This window comes from Sphingomonas mollis (assembly GCF_016427505.1).
In the GTDB taxonomy this organism is placed as follows: Bacteria; Pseudomonadota; Alphaproteobacteria; order Sphingomonadales; family Sphingomonadaceae; genus Sphingomonas; species Sphingomonas mollis.
Genome location: NZ_JAELXS010000007.1, coordinates 176,669 through 196,777 on the forward strand (window position 1 = coordinate 176,669; position 20,109 = coordinate 196,777).

Sequence of the window (20,109 nt, forward strand, 5' to 3'; positions counted from 1 at the left end):
GCGACGATCGGTCGCTGATCCAGCTGCCGACTGCCACAGGTCACGCGTGCCGGTCAACCGACATGATGGCGCATCACAGGCCTTCGGTCATCCAGTGCGCGTTCGACAGGCGGCGGGCGAGGTCGGCGCATTGGCGGCGGATGTCGGGGACGGCGACGATTTCCCAGAAGCTGCCGCGCGTCATCGGGCCGATGCAGTGTAGATCGGGCCGCGCGATGCCGTCGCGGTCGATCACCCGCGAACCGGCGTCGACGTCGATACCCAGCCGCAATCCGTCCGGGCGGACCATGCCGGTGGCGACCATCTGGCGCAGCAGCGGCTCGGCGGTGCGCAGCACGTCGCCCTGCGGGCCGGTGCAGTTGACGATGCGGCGGGCGGTGATCGCGCGAACCAGATCGCCATGGCGCGGCCGCCAGCGCAGGCGCGCGCCGTCCGTCGCCGGCATGGTGTCGATCGTCTTGCCGGCGGCGAAGGTCAGCTGGCCGCTGGCCATCAGCCGGTCGATCCGGTCGGCGACGGCCGGCGCGAGACGGTGGCGGTGGACGTCCCAGAACGGCCGGCAATGGCGCAGGAAACGCGCGCGGGTGGCGTCGTCCTGACGCTCCCACCAGCGCTGCGTCACCGGGCGCAGCGCATCGACCGCCGCGCGCCAGCCCTGTCGGGCGGCGTCGGCTCGGACATCCGCCACGAGCTGCGATAACGGAAGGTCGGGCGGATCGCTCAGGCCGGCGGCGGGTGGGCTGCCATCGACATGGCGGCGGGGAGACAGCCCGCGCCGGGACAGGGCGAGGATCGGTCCCGTAAAGCCGGATGAATCGAGATGCAGCGCGACGTCGATCGCGGTCAGTCCCGATCCGATCAGCACGACGCTATCGTCCGGGGTCAGCCCTGCGGCCGGGTCGATGGCCCAGGGATCGTCGACATAAACGCCGGCGGGCAGCGCCGCGACATCGATCCCCGGCGGCACGTGCGGGGGCAGATTGCCGAGCGTCAGCACCACCGCGTCCGCCGTCATTGGCTCGCCCGCCGCCAGCGTCAGGCGCATCTGGGTCGGGGTGCGCTCGATCGCCGATACCTCGTCCGCGACGATCGTCAGGCGGTCGCCGGCGCGTTCGCGCACTTCGGACAATGTGGCGCGCAGATAGGCGCCATAGGTCGATCGCGCGACGAAGGCGGCGGGCGGGGCGTCGCCCTGCGTCCGCAGCCAGCGGGCGAAGTGATCGGGATCGTCGGGAAAGGCGCTCATCCCCGCCGCGCGGACGTTGAGCAACTGATCGGGCTGCGCCGCGCCATAGGCGATGCCGCGCGCCAGCCGTCGCGGCGCCCGTTCGATCAGGGTGGTGCGCGGGCCGCCATAGCGGAACAGGTTGATCGCCATCAACGTCCCGCTGAAACCGCCACCGACGATCGCGACATGGCTGTCGGGCGGCAGGTATCCCGCCACGACGGGGTTCGATGCGTGCATCATTCTCGCTCCGTCGGCCGGTCAGGCGAGGTTGGGATAACCCAGCGCCGCGGCCGTTGCCGCCATCGCGCCCAGCGCGCCCAGCGCGGCGAACGCGTCCGGCGGCACGGCGACGATGCCGCGCAGGAACAGCGTCGCGCGGGCATCGTCAAGGGCAGGATCGGCCATCGCTTCCTTCAGCGCGATGCGCAGCGCCGCGACGGTGTCGACCGGTGTGCTGCGGGCGGTGACGAAGGGCAGGGTGGGGGACGATGGCGTTTCGGCGACGATGCGCAGTCCCCTGACAAGATCGGGTTCGAACCGGGCGAGGCCGGCATGGGTCACGGCATCGATCGCCGCCAGATCGGCCTCGTCGTTCAGGATGGCGCGGATGCTGTCGCGGTGCGACCCGGTGACGACGACATCGGCGAAGAAGCGGTTGCCCTGCGCGACGGGAGCGACGACGGCGCGGAACAGGTTCATGCCGGTGTTGGAGGCGGGGTCGTTGATCGCGGCGCGGCGGCCGCGAAAATCGGCCAGGGTGGCGGCGGGATCGGCGGCGCGGGTGACGATCAGGCTGCGGTGGCGGCCCTTCGCGCACCCCGGCGCGTCGTAATCGGGCAGCGCGAGTATGCGGAGCGGCAGCGCGCGGCTGACCAGCGGATAGCCGCACGCCTGCCCGAACAGCAAGGCCGGGTCGTTCCACAGGTCCGCCGGCGCCCTGTCGCGCGTCAGGTGGCGCGGTGCGGCGATACCGTGCGCGATCAGCCGGGTGGCGATCGCGGTCCACAGGCGATCGTTGGCGGACGCCTGTGCGGGCAGGTCGTACATGCCGAGGAAGCTGCAGGCGGTCATGGTGCGGCGGGTCGATAACCGGGATGGACGGGATCGTCATGCGCGGCGAACAGAAAGCGCCGCGCGATCTCGCGATAACCGGCATAGCGCCGCGATCCCGCCAGCGAAAAGCGACGGCGATGCGCGCGGTGATAGGCGGGCAGCCGATACCAGGGCAGCAGCGGCCGCTCATGATGCGCGACGTGCAGATTGTTGTTGAGGAACAGCAGCGCCAGCGCCCCGCGCGATTCGATGCTGGCGGCGCGGCCGGGGGTGGTCAGTTCGGCGCGATGCTCGGCATAGGAGCGCAGCAGGGACAGCGCCGTGCCGGGATAGACGAACATCGCCAGATACCGGCCCCAGCCAAGCCCGACATGGTCCAGCCACGCCAGTATCAGGGCCACGCCCAGCAGATGCGGCATCCAGTCGGCCATGGCGGCACGGGGATGGCGCCACGCGCGCCGTGCCTCGCCGGCCAGAAAACGGGTGATGACGATCGGCGGCCCGGCGATCATCTGCCCCGCCAGCGTCGATTGCAGCCGCGCTACCTGTCGCAGGAACCCGCGATGGTCGCGCAGGTAACGCGACTCGGGGTCCTGCAACGGATCGGTGATCGCGGGCGAACCGTGATGCGCCAGATGCGACCGGCGATAGACGCGGTACGGCAGCCACAGCGACAGCGGCACCGACCCGATCGCATCGTCGATCCGCCGCCGGCCGGTCGGATGGCCATGGATCACCTCGTGTTGCAGCGATCCGTGCCACGCGACGATCCAGCCACCCGCCAGCATCAGGAGCGGCCAGGGGATCAGCGCGTGAACGGCGGTCAGCGCGATCCAGCCGCCATAGACGATCGCCGTCACCGCCAGTGTCGGCAACTCCACGCCCTTGCCCCGTCGTCGATTCATCGGCCACTCCTTCGTCAGGACGGCCTAATATCCACTTATCGAGTGGGAATTGAAGGCGCTTTCGCTCGGGTGCCGTAAAGACGGGCTATGTCGCGTGGGGTGTTCAGCGTCGGCCGGCCAGCGCCTCGGCCCGGCCGACCTCATGTTCGACCACCTGATTGGTCAGCCGCAGGAACAGCCGTTGCGCCTGCCGCCATGCCACCAGTCCGGTGTCGCGCTGGCGCTCGCGGTCGCTGACGACCAGCCGGCTGCCCCAGTCGGCGACGGTGTCTCGCATCGCGCCGGTCGCCGATCCGCCCGGCTGGATCACCAGCGATGGAAAGGGCAGGCGCGTCTGCGGCGAATCGAACAGGCCGGCACGGTCGCGATTCTCGGCATCGGCCTCGGGCGTGAAAAGTACCGCGCCCGCGATCCGCGCGACGTAATCAGCGGGCGACAGGCGTGCCCACCAGGCACTGGCCGCACAGCCCAGCCCGTCCGCCACCAGCAGCACGGCCCGGTCCGCCCCGCGCACGATCTCGTCCAGCCGCGCCGCCCAGATGTTGCGATCGCCCAGCGAGGTGACGTCCAGCGGCAGGGTGTGCACGCCGCTCGCCGGCCAGCCGAACATGGTTTCCCATGCGGGCGCGGGCGTATCCGCGCCGGTGCCGCCGCCGATTATCGTGACGATCGAAAAGCGATCCTGCCCGGCCAGTGCGATCATGCTCGTCTCCTTGGGGTCGACAACGCATCAAACCCCAAACGGCGCAGCCTGCCCAGCCGAAAACGCCTGATGGAGGACTGGACGCGTCGAACCGTCGCGCCACAGCCGGGCTTTCGTCGCAGACAGGTTTTCTTTCAATTCCTATTGATCCAGTGTAGTATTGTCGCGACAAGGAGACGAACATGCTGCCCGATCCGATTCCCGCCATTCACCACGCCACGGCCACCGCCGCGTGCGGCACGGCGTCGATCGGTCGGGTGCGCTGATCGCCATGCTCGGTTTCACCCAATCCCCCGCCACCGGCTCGTCGATCTCCGACGTGGCGCGCGACCTGCTGGCGGCGCAGACCGACTGGCGGGCGCGGCAGGGCGAGGGGCGCGACGTCGCCAGCTTCCCGTCGCGCGCGGCACTGGAACGCATCGTCGAGACGCTGGCGGCGGCGCTGTACCCTCGGCGGCTGGGCCATGTCCGGGGCGGCGGCACCGAGGAGGAGGCGTTCGTCGTCGCCAAGCTGATCGGCGCCACCACCGAACTGGAACGCGAGGTCGCCGCCGAACTGGGATATTGGCAGGCGGAAGCGCGCGGCAGCCGGTTCGACGCGGATCAGGCCGGTGCGATCGTTCGCCTGTTCTCCGGCACGTTGGGCAAGGTGCGCCGCCTGATCGACAGCGATGTCGAGGCGGCGTTCCTGGGCGATCCGGCGGCGCGCAGCGTTGACGAGATCCTGGTCTGCTACCCCGGCGCCACCGCCAGCCTGCACCACCGGATCGCGCACGAACTGCACGTGCTGGGCGCGCCGATCGTGGCGCGGATCATCTCCGAAATCGCCAACGAGCGCACCGGCATCGACATCCATCCCGGCGCGACGATCGGCGAGGGCTTCTTCATCGATCACGGCACGGGCGTGGTCATCGGCGAAACGTCGATCATCGGCGCGCGGGTGCGGCTGTACCAGCATGTGACGCTGGGCGCGCGGACGCCGTTCGGCGAGCGGGCACCGGGGCCGCACGAACGCTATGCCCGCCATCCGATCATCGAGGACGACGTCGTGATCTATGCGGGCGCGACGATCCTGGGGCGGGTGACGATCGGCACGGGATCGACGATCGGCGGCAATGTCTGGCTGCTGGGCGACGTGCCGCCGCACAGCATCGTCGTGCAGCCGGAGGCGCGCGTCGCCGCCGTGGCGGAGGCCAATGCCGTGCGCGACACCCTGCTGGGCGTGGACTGAGCGATGGGCAGCATCCCCCGCAAGCCGGTGATCGGCGTCCTGTGCTGCAACGAATTGGTCGATCGGCCGGTGCAGGTCGTTGCCAGCCGCTTCGTCGCGCCGCTGACCACGCTGTCGGACGCGACCGTGCTGCTGGTGCCGGCGCTGGCCGGGATCACCGACGCGACGCAGATGGCCGGCATCCTCGACGGCCTGTTGCTGACCGGATCGCGCTCGCACGTCGCCCCTGCCCGTTACGGCAGCGACGCCGTCGCGGGGCCGCTGGACGAGCAACGCGACGAGGTCGCGCTGGCGCTGGCCGGCAGGATGATCGAGGTCGGCAAGCCTGTCTTCGGCATCTGTCGCGGGATGCAGGAGATCAACGTGCTGTTCGGCGGTACGCTGGCGATGGATCGCGGCGGCAGTCACCACCGGGCGAACGATGGCGCCGACGATCGTGCCGATCCCGATGACGCGTACGAGGCGCTGTTCGCGCATCGCCACGATGTCGAACTGACCCATGGCGGCCGGCTGGCCGGGGCGACGGGCGCGCGGCAATTGTCGGTGAATTCGGTGCATCATCAGGGCGTCGACCGGCTGGGCCATGGCCTGTCGGTCGAGGCGGTGGCGACCGGTGACGGGCTGGTCGAGGCGATCTGGGCGCAGCCCTGCGGCGCCGACGTGCTCGCCGTCCAGTGGCATCCCGAATGGAATGCCGAACGCTGCGCAGGCAGCCGCGCTTTCTTCGCCATGGTCGGCGCGTCGCTACGCGGCGTCGCGCACTGACGATGGCGCACCATCAGGTTCAACACGAAAGGGACTATTCATGAAGAAGATCATCGCCGCCTCGCTGCTGGTCGCCGCTGCCTCGCTGGCTGCGTGCTCGCCGTCCGACAGCGGCGCGAACAGCGCGGCGGCAAGCGACCTGTCGCTGAACAGCACCGATATCCCGGCCGAGGGTAACGCCGGCGCGTTCGACGGTGAATTCGGCAACGGCGCGACCGGGCTGGACAACGCCGTGGACCTCGACAACGAGGCCGCACCCATCGGCAACGCCGCCGGGGCGCCGGGCAACGGTCTTTAAGCAGTTCACCGCCGCTGACGGCGGCGGTCACGGAACGCGCCAGGTTTAAGCTCCCTAGGCGTCAACTTCGGCCCGGTAGCCCTAGCTACCGGGCCGCTATTTGTTGGCCGGGTGGCGGGCGAGGAAGGCGGCGTGCGGCTCGGCATGCGCCAGCGTACCGGCGATCGCATCGCGCATCCGCGCGAAGGTGCCGCGCAGGGCAGCGGTGTCGAACCGGTCGGCGAGCGGGCTGTGGCGGGCGGGCAGGTCGTCGAAGCCAGCATACATGCTCAGCCAGCTCGCGTCCTGAAACGATTCCCATTCGTACCGGACGAACTCGCCGCCGCTGCGCCATGCATCGATCTTGCGTTGCAGCGTCTCGGGCAGCGATACTGCGCGGCGTTCGTCCCAGAAGCGCTCGCCGGTCCGCCCGTTCGCCTGATAATGCAGGAACAGGAAGTCGCGTACCCGCTCGAACTCCAGCGTCGATTGCCGGTTGTACGTGGCGGCGAGGCGCGGATCGACATCGCGGTCGGGGAACAGCGCGACGAGGCGTTCCAGCCCCGACTGGATCAGCGTGATGCTGGTCGATTCCAGCGGTTCGAGGAAGCCCGACGACAGGCCGATGCCGACGACGTTGCGGTCCCAGAAACGTTCGCGGTGGCCGGTGGTGAAGCGCAGCCGGTTGGGTTCGGCCAGCGCCTCGCCCTCCAGATTGGCGCGCAGGATACGCTCCGCCTCGTCGTCGCTCATGTGATCGGACGAATAGACATGGCCGTTGCCGACGCGGTGCTGGAGCGGGATGTGCCATTGCCAGCCCGCCGGCCGCGCGGTTGCGGTGGTGAAGGGGCGCGGCACGGCGGCGGCGCGGCAGGGCAGGGCGATGGCGCGGTCGCAGGGCAGCCAGTGGCGCCAGTCGACATAGGGAATCTCCAGCGCCTCGCCCAGCAACAGGCTGCGGAACCCGGAACAGTCGATCCACAGATCGCCCTCGACCCGGCGTTCCCCTTCCAGTTGCACGGCGGTGACGCGGCCATCCTCGCCGTCGCGGTCGACCCGGTCGATGCGGCCGTCGATATGCGTCACGCGGTTGGCGATCGACAGGCGGCGCAGCATCGCGGCGAACTTCGACGCATCGAAATGCACCGCGAAGTTGAACACGCCGAGATCGTTCGCAGGCCGGTCCGGCGGCGGCAGGAAGAGGCCGCGTTCGGCGAGCTGTGTGGCGAGGCAGTAATCGCCGATCGGCAGGTCGTCGCCCGCCGCCTTCAGCTTCAGCCAATATTGGTGGAACGCGACCCCGCGCGCCGGTACGCCGTACAGGCCGAACGGATGGAAGAACGCCTTGTCGGGCGCCGCCCAGCCATCGAAGCGGATGCCGTATTTGATCGTGCCGCTGGTTTCGCGCAGCACCTCCGGCTCGCCCAGTTCGACGGCGGCCAGGAAGTCGCGGATCGCCGGCACCGTGGCCTCGCCGACGCCGACCGTGCCGATCGCCGCGCTGTCGATGACGGTGATCGCGATCGGCAGATGCGCCAGCATCCGCGCCAGATACGCCGCCGACATCCACCCGGCGGTGCCGCCGCCGACGATGACGATCGAGCGGATCGCGCGGCCTGGTTGCTGGTTCATGCTGACACCTCTTCCATCGTTACGTGGCGGAGGGAACCCTTAGCCCCATTAATGCCTCCCCGGCGGAGGCCGGGGTCCAGTTGGGAAGGCCGCAGTGGTTCATCGCAGCCGCTTACCCAACTGGGCCCCGGCCTCCGCCGGGGAGGCAGATTGGCTGGCAAGGGCTTCTTCCACCAGATCGTTCCTGATGCCTCCCCCGAAAAAGAACCGCCGCCGACCCGGAAGGGACGACGGCGGCAGGCTCGGGGTATCGTGTCGGCCGTTACAGCTTCACGCGAACGCCGGCGATGAAGCGGCGCTCGTAGATGTTCTCGTTGAACACCTGATCGGTGAAGGTCAGGTAATAGCGCTCCGTCTCGGCGGTCAGGTTCGATGCCTGGCCGTACAGCGTCACGTTGGGCGTCACGTCATAGGCGATCGACGCATCGAGATAGTTGGTCGGCTTCTGATACTGGGCCAGACCGGTGATGCCGCCGTAATCCGACGACACCAGCCGCTTCGAGCGGTAGTTATACGCAACGCGCGCCTGCAGGCCGTACTGCTCGTACCATAGCGCGGCGTTCGCCTGATGCTTGGAATTGTCCTGGAACGGCTGCTGCTTGCCGGCCAGATCGGTCAGGCCGGCATCGCCCAGCGACAGCGTGTAGTTGGCATCGACGCCGAAGCCGCCGAAGAACCCGTTCACGCCGTAATCGGCCAATGCCTGCCGGGCCGAGATTTCGGCCCCCTTCAGCGAACCGCCTTCACCCTGCACCACGGTGCTGACCGGGATCGTACGGCGGACGACGCCGTCATTGTCCGGAATATCGCTGCGGAATATGGTGGCGTTGGCGATGAAGCTGTCGACCTTGATGTAGAACACGCCCGCTGCGATCAGGCTGGAGCGGCCGGTGTAATATTCGACGCTCGCCTCGACATTGTCCGCCCGCCACGGGTTCAGGTTCGGGTTGCCACGGCTGTTGGCGCTCTGCGCCTCGAACCGCGCCGGGTTGATCGTGGTGTTGATCGCATAGTTGACGTTCAGACCACCGCCCCACTGCAGGAAGTCGAGCAGCGTCATCGTCTTGGCATAGGCGGCACGCGCGCGCAGCTTGTCCGTGATTTCCAGCGTCAGGTTGAACGCGGGCAGGAAGTCGGTGAAGTCACGCTTGGTGTACACATCGCCGGCATCCACCCCCGACACGCCGTAGGGCTGCGGCGCACCGACCACGTTCTGGCGGACGGTGAAACGCGTGTTGACGACGCGCAGGCCGCCATTGACGCTGAAGGGCAGGCCGAACACCTCACCCTTGCCATCGACCTGAGCGTAACCGGAAATTTGCTTCAGGTTCATGCTGAACGAGTCGGCCGGGTTCACATTGTTGATGCTGCCCGGATAGAATTCGTTCTGCAGCGCTTCCGAATTGTCGATCGCCTTCGGATCGAAGACATAGATCGACGGCGCACCATTGGCGGGCAGCGACACCTGCTTCAGGCGATCGGCGAAGATCGGATCGTTGGCCAGCCGGGTCAGGCCGGCGGTATAGGCATTGCCCGAGGAATCGAGCACGCTGCACGACCGGTCGTTCAGGTTGACGTCGAACGCCTTCCACTTGACCAGGCAACCCGCCGCCGGGTTCTGGGCATTGTCACGGTTGCCGGCATAGAAGGGCGACACGCGCTCGAACGTGAACTGGTCGACGCTGCGCTTGCCGTAACGGCCACCGATCTTCAGCCCGAACTGCTCGCTCGGCTTCCACTCGGCATCGCCGCGCACCGCCCAGATGTCGCCGTCCTGATAGACGTTGTTCTCCGACGAGATCGTCTTCAGGCCGTACCGCGACGGGTCCTGCACCTGATCGAGGAACGCCTGCGGGAAGGTAAAGACGGGGGCGCCGCTCGAATAGTCGACCGTCGCCTTCTGGCTGTAGATTTGATAGCCGGTCGGATTGAACTGACGGTCGCCGCCGATCGACGCCGGGTAGTTGCCGATGCCGTTATACGCCCACTGCTTGCCGTTGGTCAGGCTGTACTGGACATATCCCTGATCCGACTTGCGGCTGGCCTTGCCATAGATGCCGCGCACGGTCGCCTTCAGCGTGCTGCCGTTGTTCCAGTCGAGCTGGGCGTTGTAGTTCTGCGACTCCGACTTCACGCGGAACGTCTCGGCATAGCTGTCGAAGTTCGGCATATCGTAGGTGTAGGTCTGGACCGTGTTCAGGTGCAGGCCGTTGACGATCGCGCCGGTGTCGCGCGAATTGGTCGGCAGGTAGGGCGACGACTGCCAGTCGACCGCCTGGAACTGGAAACCGGCGGTGCGGTCATATTGCGTCTGACGGGTGTAGAAGCCGTCGGCGGTCAGCGTCAGCTGGTCGTTGATCTGGAACTGCAACGACGCGTTGGCGCCGAAGCGTTCGCGGCTGGTGATCTTGTTCCACGCGGTGTGCGACTGCGGCGTGATGAACGCGTCGTTCGCATCGCCGTCGCCGTTGACGTCGTACCCCTGCAGGACACCCGCCGCATTGCGGATCGGCGTGCCGCGGCTGATGCCGTTGTTGCCGACCGCGAAATCGCCGCGGTTGGGGGGCGTGATCGTGCCATTGGGGTTCAGGATCGCATCGCTGCCACGCTCGGTGCGCAGCGAAACGCCGTAGTCCTGAATACCGCGGAAGCTGTTGCTGAGGTTCAGGTCGCTGTACGCGGCCGACACCAGGATGCCGAGCCGGCCGGAGTTGTACGAGACGAGGCCGTTGACCGAGGGATCATACTTCTTCGTACGATCGCCATATTGCCCCTCGGCGGCGGCGGCGAGCGTCAGGCCGCGCTTCAGATCGAACGGACGGCGCGTCAGCAGGTCGACGGTGCCCGACAGGCCCGCCTGTTGCAGCGACGCGGTCGGCGACTTGAACACCGTCGCGCCGGAGAACAGCTGCGACGGGATGTCGGTGAAGTTCGGCTGCACCGTCGTGACCGAGTTGGCGCCCAGGAACTGCTCGCCGTTCATCAGCGTCGTCACCTGCGGCAAGCCGCGGATGTTGATCGCGCCGCCTTCGCCCGCCTCGCGGCGGATCTGCACGCCGGGGATGCGCTGGAGCGAATCGGAGATGGTGACGTCGGGCAGCTTGCCGATGTCCTGCGCGCTGATCGCCTCGACGATGCTGTCGGCGTTGCGCTTCACCTCGATCGCGCGCGCCTGCGACGCGCGGATGCCGGTGACGACGATATCGCCCTCATCGGCGGGCGCGTCGGCGGTGGCGGGAACGTCCTGCTGGGCGGCGGGGGTTTCCTGACCCGGAACGGCGGCGTTCTGGCCGAATGCCTGGGCCGGGACCATCGCGATCACCGACGCGGCGGTGAACAGCGCCACGCGGGCGCTCAGCTTTTCAGTCATATCCTCTCCCCTGACGATCAGGACACTCCCTGATGGGTACCCTTCCGATCGCCTACGTATAATATCTATTAATTTGTTTTATTGGACAAGGCCGTTGCCCGTCAAGCAACGGCCCGTCTTCGTCGACCGAAACGCGTGCCAGTGTTGCATCAATCCCACAACGCAGATTAGTATCGCGAGGTGGCCGTGTCTCGCACCGGCAATCAACCGATCCGCCCGGCCACCAGATCGTCCACCACCGCCGGATCGGCCAGCGTCGATGTGTCGCCCAGACTGCCGGTATCGCCCTCGGCGATCTTGCGCAGGATGCGGCGCATGATCTTGCCGCTGCGCGTCTTGGGCAAAGCGGGCGCGAATTGCAGCGCGTCGGGCGTCGCGATCGGTCCGATCTCGCGCCGGACCCATTGCCGCAACTCGTCATGCAGCGCGGGCGTCGCATCGACCCCGGCGTTCAGCGTCACATAGGCATAGATGCCCTGACCCTTCACGTCGTGTGGCATCCCGACCACGGCGGCCTCCGCGACATGGGCGTGGAGCACCAGCGCGCTTTCCACCTCGGCGGTGCCCATCCGGTGGCCGGACACATTGATGACGTCGTCGACGCGGCCGGTGATCCAGTAATAGCCATCGGCATCGCGGCGACAGCCGTCACCGGTGAAATAGGTACCGGGATAGGTCGAAAAATACGTCTGGAAGAACCGGTCGTGATCGCCCCACACGGTGCGCATCTGTCCCGGCCAGCTAGCGGTGATGCACAGATTGCCGCTTGTCTCGCCCTCCAGCACCTTGCCCTGTTCATCGACCAGGATCGGTTCGACCCCGGGCAGCGGGCGGGTGGCGGAACCGGGTTTCAGCGCGGTGGCGCCGGGCAGGGGAGCGATCATGATGCCACCCGTCTCCGTCTGCCACCAGGCGTCGATCACCGGGCAGCGGCCATCGCCGACGATGTCGTGATACCAGCGCCAGGCCTCCGGATTGATCGGCTCGCCGACCGATCCCAACAGGCGCAGCGACGCGCGCGAGGTGGCGTGGACGGGCGCATCGCCCTCCTTCATCAGCGCGCGCAGCGCGGTGGGCGCGGTGAACAGCGTGTTGACCTTGTGCCGGTCGACCACCTGCCAGATACGGCTGGCATCGGGCCAGTTGGGCAGCCCTTCGTACATCAGCGTCGTCGCGCCATTGGCGAGCGGACCATAGAGGATGTACGTATGCCCGGTGACCCAGCCGATATCGGCCGCGCACCAGAACACCTCGCCCTGCCGGTAATCGAACGCCAGTTCGTGCGTGTACGCCGCCCAGAGCAGATAGCCGCCCGAACTGTGCAGCACGCCCTTGGGCTGGCCGGTCGATCCGCTGGTGTAGAGGATGAACAGCGGGTCCTCCGCCGCCATCTCGACCGGCGGGCAGTCGGCGACCACATCGGCGGCGGCGTCATGATACCAGATGTCGCGGTCGCCCATCGGTACGTCGGCGCCGGTCGCCCGGATCACGATCGTTCGTTCCAGTGAGGGCGCCTTCTTCGCCGCCTCGTCCACGCACGCCTTCAGCGCGATGCGCTTGCCGCCGCGTCGCCCCTCGTCGGCGGTGATGACCAGCGTCGATCCGCAATCCTCGATCCGCCCGGCCAGCGCGTCGGCGGAAAAGCCGCCGAACACCACCGAGTGGATCGCGCCGATCCGCGCGCAGGCCAGCACCGCGAACGCCGCCTCCGGGATCATCGGCAGGTAGATCGTCACCCGGTCGCCCTTCGCCACCCCCTGCGCCTTCAGCACATTGGCGAAGCGGCAGACCTCGGTATGCAGTTGGCGATAGGTGATGTGGCGCGGTTCCTCGGTCGGCGCATCCGGTTCCCAGATGATCGCGGTCGTGTCGCCCAATGTATCCAGATGCCGGTCGATGCAGTTCGCCGCGACGTTCAGCGTGCCGTCCGCGAACCAGCGGATGTGGAAATCATCCTTGTCGAACGACCAGTCGCCCGCCTGTCGCGGTGCCGTGATCCAGTCCAGCCGCTGCGCCTGTTCCAGCCAGAATCCGTCGCGGTCCGCCAGCGAGGCGTCGTACAGCCCGCGATAGCCATCGTCGTCGATGCGCGCCTTTGCCTGCCACTCGGCCGGAACGGGATACAGTTCGGGATCGGTCATCGCTCTCTGTCCATCGTTGTTTCCGTCCCCATACACCGCCAGACGGCGACCGCCACCCGAGACGAAAGACCGATGATCGCGATGCGACGAGGTGGTAGGAGAGCCGCCCTGCAAGGAGCGACCAACATGAAGATCAGCGCGCGCAATCAGTTCGCCGGCACCGTCACCGCCATCGCACCCGGCGCCGTCAACGGCACGGTGAAGGTGGATATCGGCGGCGGCCACATCGTCACCGCCAGCATCACCGAAGAGGCGATCGCCGATCTGGGCCTGGCCGAGGGCGACACCGTGACCGTGCTGGTCAAGGCGAGCGACGTGCTGATCGGCAAATGACCGACACCCCGCCCCGCCTGAAGCTGAAGGCGCAACTGTTCTGCGGCACCGAAGCGGCGCTCGGCCCCGGCAAGGTGTCGCTGCTCGACGCGATCGAGCGGGAGGGATCGATCTCCGCCGCCGGCCGCCTGCTGGGCATGAGCTATCGCCGCGCGTGGCTACTGGTGGACGGCATGAACCGCTGTTTCACCGACCGGCTGGTCGATACGACGGCCGGCGGTGGCCAGAACCGCGGTGCGCGCCTGACGGCGGCGGGACGCGAGGCACGTGCCGCCTATCGCCGGATGGAGGCCGATCTGGCCCGCGCCGCCGATGCTGAGCCGCTGGCGACGCTGCGGGCGATGTTGCGGCCGGTACCGATCGATCCCGATGCGACGGCCGAGGTGGTGTAAAGGCGTTTCATCCGGTCCAGATACATTGTTCCCCGGCGGAGGCCGGGGTCCAGTTGGGTGAAGCGCAGCGATAATTCACCACGGCCTTCCCAACTGGACCCCGGCCTCCGCCGGGGAACAATGCTGTAGAGGTCGACCCTCTTACCGCCGTGGGCGGCTCGGCTTGGCCTGATAGCGCGGTGCGCCACCGGGGCGACCGCCGCCGGCGTTGGGTGGGCGACCGCCACGCGGTGCGGCGCGCTGGCCGCCGGCGGGCGGGCCGTCCGACTGGGTGATCGCGATGCCACTCTCGTCGTCGCCGCCCTGCGAGGTCTTGGCGGCGGAGGCCGCGAACTTGGCGGCGGCGGTGCGCGGGATCTGCACGAACGTCTCGCCCGGCCCGATGCGGATCGCGCCGATCTCCTCGCGCGTCACGTGACCGCGACGGCAGAGCAGCGGCAACAGCCAGCGCGGATCGGCATTCTGGTTGCGGCCGATATCGAGACGGAACCAGACGGTGTCGTCGAAGCCGGGGCGATGCCCGTCCTCGCGACGCTGCGGCTCGTTTGCGCCGTCCGCCATCTCTTCCGGGTTCGGCATGCTGGCGCGCAGCGCGCGGACGAGCATCGCCGCGACATCCTCGGGCGACTTGGTTTCCAGCAGACGCTGACCCAGCGCGCGATCCTCGTCGTCCAGCTCGACCGGTTCGGCCAGCTTCGTCAACAGGCGCTCGCGATCGGCGTTGCGGATGTCGTCGGCGGACGGCACCGGCAGCCAGTTGGCGGCGATGCGCGCGCCGCGCAGCATCATGTCCACCCGGCGGCGGCGCGGATACGGCACGATCAGCATCGCGATACCCTTGCGGCCCGCGCGGCCGGTACGACCCGACCGGTGCTGCAACGTCTCCGCATCGCGCGGCAGTTCGACGTGAACCACCAGGCTCAGGCTGGGCAGATCGATGCCGCGTGCGGCGACGTCGGTGGCGACGCAAACCCGCGCCCGGCCGTCACGCAGCGCCTGCAACGCGGCGTTGCGCTCATTCTGCGAGTGCTCGCCCGAGAGGGCCACGGCAGCAAAGCCGCGCTCGACCAGGCTGGCATGCAGATGGCGGACATTGTCGCGCGTGGCGCAGAACAGCATCGCCGTCTCCGCCTCGTGGAAGCGCAGCAGGTTTACCACCGCATGTTCGATGTCGGACGGCGCGACCGCGACCGCCTGATATTCGATGTCGCCATGCCCGCGATCCTCGCCGACCGTCGAGATACGCAGCGCGTCGCGCTGGTACGTCTTGGCCAGCGCCACGATCGGGCGGGGCAGGGTGGCGGAGAACATCAGCGTGCGCCGCTCTGAGGGCGTCGCGTCGAGCAACTGTTCCAGATCCTCGCGGAAGCCCATGTCGAGCATCTCGTCCGCCTCGTCCAGCACGGCGGCGCGCAAGCTCGTCAGGCGCAGCGCGCCCCGCTCCAGATGGTCGCGCAGACGGCCCGGCGTACCGACGACGACATGCGCGCCGTGGTTGAGCGCGCGGCGCTCGCGGCTGGCATCCATGCCGCCGACGCAGGTGGCGATGCGCGCACCGGCATAGAGCCATTCCAGTTCGCGGCTGACCTGCAGGGCCAGTTCGCGGGTCGGGGCGATCACCAGCGCCAGCGGCGGGCCGGCGACCGGAAACGCACCGTCGACGAGCAACTCGTCGGCCATGGCCAGGCCGAACGCGACGGTCTTGCCGGACCCGGTCTGGGCCGAGACGAGAAGATCGCGACCGGTCGCCTCGGGGGCGATGACGGAGGACTGCACGGGGGTGAGCTGGTCGTATCCACGCGCGGCAAGCGCCTCTGAGAGAGACGCGGGAAGATTATCGGGGAGCATCAAATTCCAATATGGGGGCTTTCGCCCGCCGGACCATCGCGTATCGTGGTCTCTGGCGCATAGCCCTAGAGCGCGTTACCTGTAGCCGATCCGCTCGCCCATGCCCACTGAAAATTGTACCCGCCCAGCCAGCCGGTGACATCCACCGCCTCGCCGATCGCGTAAAGCCCCGGAATCCTTCGCGCTTCCATGGTCTGCGACGACAATTCGGCGGTGCTGATCCCGCCCACCGTCACCTCCGCCTTGGCATAACCCTCGCTGCCATTGGGGCGGAACGGCCATGTCGCGAGTCGCTCGGCGGCCCCGCGCAACGCCTTGTCGGGGGCATCGGCCAGCCGGTCGGCGACCTGCAACTGCCCCGCCAGCGCCTCCGCCAGCCGATCGGGCAGGCCGAGCGAGCGGCGCAGGCTGGCGCGCGGCTGCGTGCGTTTCAACTCGACCAGCCAGTCCGGGTCACGACCCGGCGTGAAGTCGATCGCCACCGTGTCGCCATGCCGCCAATAGGACGATGCCTGCAGGATCGCCGGGCCGGACAGGCCGCGATGCGTGAACAGCGCGGCCTCGCGGAACGATCCCTTGCCCGCACTCGCCACGACCTCCGCCGCCACGCCGGCCAGTTCACGGAACAGCGCCTCGTCCGGCCCCAGCGTCAACGGCACCAGCGCCGGGCGCGGCTCGACCAGCTTCAGCCCGAACTGCTTGGCAAGGCGATAGGAGAAGTCCGTCGCGCCGATCTTGGGAATCGACGGTCCGCCGGTGGCGATCACCAGCGCCGGCGCGGTGACGGTGCGGGGGCCGATCGTCACGCGGAAACCGGTGCCGTCATGCGCGACGTCGGCAGGCTGCCCCAGCGCCCATTCGACGCCGCCCAGCTCGCATTCGCCGACCAGCATCTCGACGATCTGCTTCGCCGATCCGTCGCAGAACAACTGCCCCAGCGTCTTCTCATGCCACGCGATGCCGTGCCGCTCGACCAGGGCGATGAAGTCGGCGGGGGTGTAGCGACCCAGCGCCGACTTGGCGAAATGCGGATTGGCGGACAGGAAGCGATCCGGCACCGTGCCGGTATTGGTGAAGTTGCACCGGCCGCCGCCGGAGATGACGATCTTTGCCCCCGGCCGCGCGACATGATCGACCAGCAACACGCGCCGCCCCCGTTGCCCCGCAACGGCGGCGCACATCATCCCCGCCGCCCCGGCGCCCAGGATGATCGCGTCATAGGATGTGGTCATGCGGGGGGTCCGAAAGCGAAGTTCCCCGGCGAAGGCCGGGGCCCAGTTGGGGAACATGGATTGGCGGGGGCCAGTGGCCGTTACATCCACCTCTCCAACTGGACCCCGGCCTCCGCCGGGGAACCAAAGATGGAACTACCGCAACTTCGCGATCGTCAGCCCGTCCGACTTGGCGCGGTCCTTCACCGATTCCTCGCTGCGGGTCAGCGCCTTGGCGATCGCCTTCAGCGACATGTCCTTCTTCGCCAGCTGGTGCAGCTTCTGGATCTCGTCGGTCTTCCACGGCTGGCGGTGTCGTTCGAACTTCTCGGCCATCAGCTATTCTCCACCGCGATCACCTCGATCGCGTCCGTCCTGCCCTGAAAATCCGCCAGATCGCCCGGTCCCGTCCCCATCAGCGCGCGCGCCAACGGGGCGGCGAAGGCGATGCGCTCGTCCGCATCCGCCTCGTCATGGCCGACGATGGCGATGTGCCGCTCGCGTCCGTCCAGACGGAACGTCACGCGGCTGCCGATCCCGACCTCGTCGTCGGTCGGCAGCGCGACCACCTCGACCGTAGCGGCGCGGGTGTTCCAGTACCGCAGCTCGCGCGACAGCACGTCGCGCGACTCGTCGGTCGCCGCGGCCACGTCAGCCTCCAGCGCCGCCACCCGCGCCGCGATCAGCGCGGGGCCGGCGGCGGTGACGAAATTCGGGCCGGCGGGGATCGGCAGTTCGAAGCGAGGCTCCAGATGCTCCTCGTCGCTCTCGCGCCGGAACGCGACGCTCATGATGGGGTCCTTTTCATCGATATCAGATAGGCGCTGGCCCGGCCCGGCGAAAGGCAGTGTTGTCCGCCCCATACCGACAATGCCGTTCGCACTGCCGCCGTCGTCATGCTATGATGCATCCATGTCGGCTATTCCCCACGCCTATGCCATCGCGGTCGATCCTGCCGACATCGACTTCATGGGGCATGTGAACAATGCCAGCTACCTGAAATGGGTACAGGAGGCGGTCGTCAGCCATTGGCAAAAGATCGCGCCAGCCGATGCGGTGGCGGAGCACCTGTGGGTCGCGCTGAAGCACGAGATCACGTACCGCAAACCCGCCTTTCTGGATGACGAGGTGATCGCCACGGTCATTCTCGAAAAGGTGCAGGGCGCGCGGGCCTTCTACGAAACGGTGATCCGCCGGGGTGAGGTCGTGCTGGCCGAGGTCAAGTCCAGCTGGTGCTGCCTGGACGCGGAAACGCTGCGCCCGGCGCGGCTGGCGAAGAGCGTCATCGACCGATTTTTCTGAGGCCCCCCGGTGCTCCTGCGCAGGCAGGAGCCCAGAGCCACGACCACATACCATCGTTGTTATGCAAAACCCTGGATTCCCGCCTTCGCGGGAAAACGGTGAAGGGGACGTCGGAGCATGTCTGCTCCAAGAGATGTCACCCTATCGTGGTCGCGTCCACAGCGCCGCATCACGCGGTACCGGCGGATACAGCCGCGCCCGCCGCCACGCCTGCACCCCCGCCCGCGCGATGAACCCTAGCTTGTCGGCGGTCGAGGTCGTTACCCGCGTATCCCACGCCCGCTCGCCGCGATCAGCGACCGTACGCCCGATCGCGCCATAGATGCCCGCCGCCGCCAGCACCGCCCATGCCGCACGTGGAGGCAGCGCCGGCGTGCCCCGCCGCGCGCTGTCCTCGAACGCCGCCCCGCGCGTCGCCATCCGCCGCGCCAGCATCGCGAGGCGCGGGCGATATTGCGGCTTCAACTGTTCGCCCGGCGGAATATCCACCTCGACCAGCCAGTCGGTCGGGAGGTAACAGCGGCCCGCCCGGTCGTCCTCGTCCAGGTCGCGCGCGATATTGGCCAGCTGGAACGCCATGCCCAGATCGCAGGCGCGGTCCAACGTCGCCTCGTCGGCCGGCGCCACGCCCATCACCACCGCCATCATGCACCCGACGACGCCCGCGACGTGATAGCAATATCGGTACAAACCGTCCTCGGTGCGCGGCCGCCATTCCTCGGCATCCAATGCAAAGCCCGCGATCAAGTCACGCGGCCAGGCGTGCGGCATCCCTGTCTCGGCGACCACCACGCGCAGCGCGTCGAACGGCATATCACCCACGACCTCACCCGCCAGCGCCGCCTCCGTTTTCGCCCGCAGCATCGCCAGCCGGGCGGGGGCATCGTCGACCCGGGTCATGCCATGGCCATGGTCCTGCCCGTCGGCGATGTCGTCGCACGCGCGACACCATGCATAGAGCAGCCACGCGCGCTCCCGCGTCGGCTTGTCGAACAGCTTGCTGGCGGCAGCGAAGCTCTTCGATCCACGCGCGATCGACGTGCGCGCCGCCGCGACCAGCGCCGCCCGCTCGGCCGGGGTCGTCACAGGTCCCCCCGCCATCACAGATCCGAAGCGTTCATCCGCACGATCGGCTGCGTCGGCACATGCGCGCCCATCCGCTCCAGCAGCATTTCGAGCGTATCGGCGACGATCAACAGGTCGCGGTGCTGCGGGCGCAGGAACCCCACCGTCCCCATCTTGTGCCAGAACGCGATCAGCTCGTCATAATAGCCGGCGGTGTTGAGCAGCCCGACCGGATCGGCATGGTATCCCAGTTGCGCCCAGCTCAGCGCCTCCCACAATTCGTCCATCGTGCCGGTGCCGCCGGGAATGGTGACGAACCCGTCCGACAGGTCGGTGAACATCTGCTTGCGCTGGTGCATGCCGGTCACGACGTGCAGTTCGGTCAAGCCGCGATGCGCGACCTCGGCATCGACCAGCGCCTGCGGGATCACGCCGATCACCTCGCCGCCCGCGGCCAGCGCGCCGTCCGCGATCGCACCCATCAGGCCAAGGCGCCCGCCGCCATAGACGACGCCGATGCCGCGCCGGGCGAGCGTCGCCCCCACCTCACGCGCGGAATCAAGATAGACGGGGTCGGCGGGGGTGGCCGACCCGCAATAGATGGCAAGACGCTTCATGCCCGTCAGCTAGGGGATGGCGACGGCGGCGACAAG

At 68.2% G+C, this 20,109-nt stretch carries 19 protein-coding genes; 6 read left to right on the forward strand and 13 right to left on the reverse strand.

The genetic code is table 11. The features are described from left to right. Positions 1–73 precede the first annotated feature (73 nt). The 4 genes from JAO74_RS13605 to JAO74_RS13620 form a co-directional block, all read right to left on the reverse strand. On the reverse strand, positions 74–1,468 hold the full coding sequence (locus JAO74_RS13605; protein ID WP_233150997.1) for an FAD/NAD(P)-binding protein: 1,395 nt from the start codon (positions 1,466–1,468) through the stop codon (positions 74–76). An 18-nt stretch (positions 1,469–1,486) separates the two neighbouring features. After that, entirely contained in the window at positions 1,487–2,299 is an 813-nt protein-coding gene (locus JAO74_RS13610; RefSeq protein WP_199038988.1) for a phosphate/phosphite/phosphonate ABC transporter substrate-binding protein, read from the reverse strand. Continuing rightward, positions 2,296–3,186, reverse strand: coding sequence for a fatty acid desaturase (locus tag JAO74_RS13615; RefSeq protein ID WP_199038990.1), 891 nt, complete (start codon positions 3,184–3,186; stop codon positions 2,296–2,298). The genes JAO74_RS13610 and JAO74_RS13615 overlap by 4 nt, the downstream gene beginning before the upstream one ends. Positions 3,187–3,289: 103 nt before the next feature. After that, positions 3,290–3,889 carry an alpha/beta hydrolase gene (locus JAO74_RS13620; protein ID WP_199038992.1) on the reverse strand — a complete coding sequence of 200 codons (600 nt, stop codon included), beginning with the start codon at positions 3,887–3,889 and terminating at the stop codon, positions 3,290–3,292. 271 nt (positions 3,890–4,160) lie between these two features. Between JAO74_RS13620 and epsC the strand changes: the two genes are divergently transcribed. From epsC to JAO74_RS13635, 3 genes are read left to right on the forward strand one after another with little or no spacing between them, the layout of a single operon-like run. Next, the gene (gene epsC, locus JAO74_RS13625) at positions 4,161–5,120 is read left to right on the forward strand and encodes a serine O-acetyltransferase EpsC (protein ID WP_199039236.1); all 960 of its coding nucleotides are present in this window, start codon (positions 4,161–4,163) and stop codon (positions 5,118–5,120) included. Positions 5,121–5,123: 3 nt separating this feature from the next. Next, a complete protein-coding gene (locus JAO74_RS13630) occupies positions 5,124–5,885 on the forward strand; it encodes a gamma-glutamyl-gamma-aminobutyrate hydrolase family protein (protein ID WP_199038995.1) in 762 nt (253 codons plus the stop codon). Between the two features lie 40 nt (positions 5,886–5,925). Next, positions 5,926–6,183, forward strand: a complete 258-nt coding sequence (locus JAO74_RS13635; RefSeq protein ID WP_199038997.1) for a hypothetical protein — start codon at positions 5,926–5,928, stop codon at positions 6,181–6,183. Positions 6,184–6,279: 96 nt separating this feature from the next. On the opposite strand, the gene JAO74_RS13640 is transcribed toward JAO74_RS13635, so the two are convergent. The 3 genes from JAO74_RS13640 to acs form a co-directional block, all read right to left on the reverse strand. Continuing rightward, positions 6,280–7,794, reverse strand: a complete 1,515-nt coding sequence (locus JAO74_RS13640) for a tryptophan halogenase family protein (RefSeq protein ID WP_199038999.1) — start codon at positions 7,792–7,794, stop codon at positions 6,280–6,282. 262 nt (positions 7,795–8,056) lie between these two features. After that, positions 8,057–11,164: a TonB-dependent receptor gene (locus JAO74_RS13645; RefSeq protein WP_199039001.1), complete on the reverse strand. Its 3,108-nt coding sequence runs from the start codon at positions 11,162–11,164 to the stop codon at positions 8,057–8,059. A gap of 203 nt (positions 11,165–11,367) precedes the next feature. Then, positions 11,368–13,305, reverse strand: coding sequence for an acetate--CoA ligase (gene acs / locus JAO74_RS13650; RefSeq protein WP_199039003.1), 1,938 nt, complete (start codon positions 13,303–13,305; stop codon positions 11,368–11,370). A 126-nt stretch (positions 13,306–13,431) separates the two neighbouring features. Between acs and JAO74_RS13655 the strand changes: the two genes are divergently transcribed. Both JAO74_RS13655 and JAO74_RS13660 read left to right on the forward strand, forming a co-directional pair. Further along, positions 13,432–13,638, forward strand: a complete 207-nt coding sequence (locus JAO74_RS13655; RefSeq protein ID WP_056530305.1) for a TOBE domain-containing protein — start codon at positions 13,432–13,434, stop codon at positions 13,636–13,638. Next, positions 13,635–14,030, forward strand: a complete 396-nt coding sequence (locus JAO74_RS13660; RefSeq protein WP_199039005.1) for a winged helix-turn-helix domain-containing protein — start codon at positions 13,635–13,637, stop codon at positions 14,028–14,030. Before JAO74_RS13655 ends, JAO74_RS13660 begins: the two co-directional genes overlap by 4 nt. Positions 14,031–14,171: 141 nt before the next feature. On the opposite strand, the gene JAO74_RS13665 is transcribed toward JAO74_RS13660, so the two are convergent. From JAO74_RS13665 to JAO74_RS13680, 4 genes are all read right to left on the reverse strand, one after another. Further along, the gene (locus JAO74_RS13665; RefSeq protein WP_199039008.1) at positions 14,172–15,878 is read right to left on the reverse strand and encodes a DEAD/DEAH box helicase; all 1,707 of its coding nucleotides are present in this window, start codon (positions 15,876–15,878) and stop codon (positions 14,172–14,174) included. Between the two features lie 65 nt (positions 15,879–15,943). Continuing rightward, entirely contained in the window at positions 15,944–17,110 is a 1,167-nt protein-coding gene (locus JAO74_RS13670; protein WP_199039011.1) for a BaiN/RdsA family NAD(P)/FAD-dependent oxidoreductase, read from the reverse strand. 135 nt (positions 17,111–17,245) lie between these two features. Then, positions 17,246–17,425 carry a hypothetical protein gene (locus JAO74_RS13675; RefSeq protein WP_199039014.1) on the reverse strand — a complete coding sequence of 60 codons (180 nt, stop codon included), beginning with the start codon at positions 17,423–17,425 and terminating at the stop codon, positions 17,246–17,248. After that, the gene (locus JAO74_RS13680; RefSeq protein ID WP_199039017.1) at positions 17,425–17,880 is read right to left on the reverse strand and encodes a GreA/GreB family elongation factor; all 456 of its coding nucleotides are present in this window, start codon (positions 17,878–17,880) and stop codon (positions 17,425–17,427) included. Before JAO74_RS13680 ends, JAO74_RS13675 begins: the two co-directional genes overlap by 1 nt. 121 nt (positions 17,881–18,001) lie before the next feature. Here JAO74_RS13680 and JAO74_RS13685 point away from each other — a divergent pair, with 121 nt between their 5' ends. Beyond that, positions 18,002–18,391, forward strand: coding sequence for an acyl-CoA thioesterase (locus JAO74_RS13685; protein ID WP_199039020.1), 390 nt, complete (start codon positions 18,002–18,004; stop codon positions 18,389–18,391). Positions 18,392–18,532: 141 nt separating this feature from the next. Here JAO74_RS13685 and JAO74_RS13690 read toward each other — a convergent pair whose 3' ends face one another. Next, positions 18,533–19,492, reverse strand: coding sequence for a phytoene/squalene synthase family protein (locus JAO74_RS13690; RefSeq protein WP_199039023.1), 960 nt, complete (start codon positions 19,490–19,492; stop codon positions 18,533–18,535). Then, positions 19,492–20,073 (reverse strand): LOG family protein, encoded by a 582-nt coding sequence (locus JAO74_RS13695; protein ID WP_199039025.1) that lies wholly within the window; start codon positions 20,071–20,073, stop codon positions 19,492–19,494. Before JAO74_RS13695 ends, JAO74_RS13690 begins: the two co-directional genes overlap by 1 nt. Between the last annotated feature and the right edge of the window lie 36 nt (positions 20,074–20,109).

Bases quoted from the DNA above. Each gene is read 5' to 3' on its own strand.
- JAO74_RS13605 (WP_233150997.1), bottom strand. From the start codon at position 1,468: ATGATGCACGCATCGAACCCCGTCGTGGCGGGATACCTGCCGCCCGAC.
- JAO74_RS13610 (WP_199038988.1), bottom strand. From the start codon at position 2,299: ATGACCGCCTGCAGCTTCCTCGGCATGTACGACCTGCCCGCACAGGCG.
- JAO74_RS13615 (WP_199038990.1), bottom strand. From the start codon at position 3,186: ATGAATCGACGACGGGGCAAGGGCGTGGAGTTGCCGACACTGGCGGTG.
- JAO74_RS13620 (WP_199038992.1), bottom strand. From the start codon at position 3,889: ATGATCGCACTGGCCGGGCAGGATCGCTTTTCGATCGTCACGATAATC.
- epsC (WP_199039236.1), top strand. From the start codon at position 4,161: ATGCTCGGTTTCACCCAATCCCCCGCCACCGGCTCGTCGATCTCCGAC.
- JAO74_RS13630 (WP_199038995.1), top strand. From the start codon at position 5,124: ATGGGCAGCATCCCCCGCAAGCCGGTGATCGGCGTCCTGTGCTGCAAC.
- JAO74_RS13635 (WP_199038997.1), top strand. From the start codon at position 5,926: ATGAAGAAGATCATCGCCGCCTCGCTGCTGGTCGCCGCTGCCTCGCTG.
- JAO74_RS13640 (WP_199038999.1), bottom strand. From the start codon at position 7,794: ATGAACCAGCAACCAGGCCGCGCGATCCGCTCGATCGTCATCGTCGGC.
- JAO74_RS13645 (WP_199039001.1), bottom strand. From the start codon at position 11,164: ATGACTGAAAAGCTGAGCGCCCGCGTGGCGCTGTTCACCGCCGCGTCG.
- acs (WP_199039003.1), bottom strand. From the start codon at position 13,305: ATGACCGATCCCGAACTGTATCCCGTTCCGGCCGAGTGGCAGGCAAAG.
- JAO74_RS13655 (WP_056530305.1), top strand. From the start codon at position 13,432: ATGAAGATCAGCGCGCGCAATCAGTTCGCCGGCACCGTCACCGCCATC.
- JAO74_RS13660 (WP_199039005.1), top strand. From the start codon at position 13,635: ATGACCGACACCCCGCCCCGCCTGAAGCTGAAGGCGCAACTGTTCTGC.
- JAO74_RS13665 (WP_199039008.1), bottom strand. From the start codon at position 15,878: ATGCTCCCCGATAATCTTCCCGCGTCTCTCTCAGAGGCGCTTGCCGCG.
- JAO74_RS13670 (WP_199039011.1), bottom strand. From the start codon at position 17,110: ATGACCACATCCTATGACGCGATCATCCTGGGCGCCGGGGCGGCGGGG.
- JAO74_RS13675 (WP_199039014.1), bottom strand. From the start codon at position 17,425: ATGGCCGAGAAGTTCGAACGACACCGCCAGCCGTGGAAGACCGACGAG.
- JAO74_RS13680 (WP_199039017.1), bottom strand. From the start codon at position 17,880: ATGAGCGTCGCGTTCCGGCGCGAGAGCGACGAGGAGCATCTGGAGCCT.
- JAO74_RS13685 (WP_199039020.1), top strand. From the start codon at position 18,002: ATGTCGGCTATTCCCCACGCCTATGCCATCGCGGTCGATCCTGCCGAC.
- JAO74_RS13690 (WP_199039023.1), bottom strand. From the start codon at position 19,492: ATGGCGGGGGGACCTGTGACGACCCCGGCCGAGCGGGCGGCGCTGGTC.
- JAO74_RS13695 (WP_199039025.1), bottom strand. From the start codon at position 20,073: ATGAAGCGTCTTGCCATCTATTGCGGGTCGGCCACCCCCGCCGACCCC.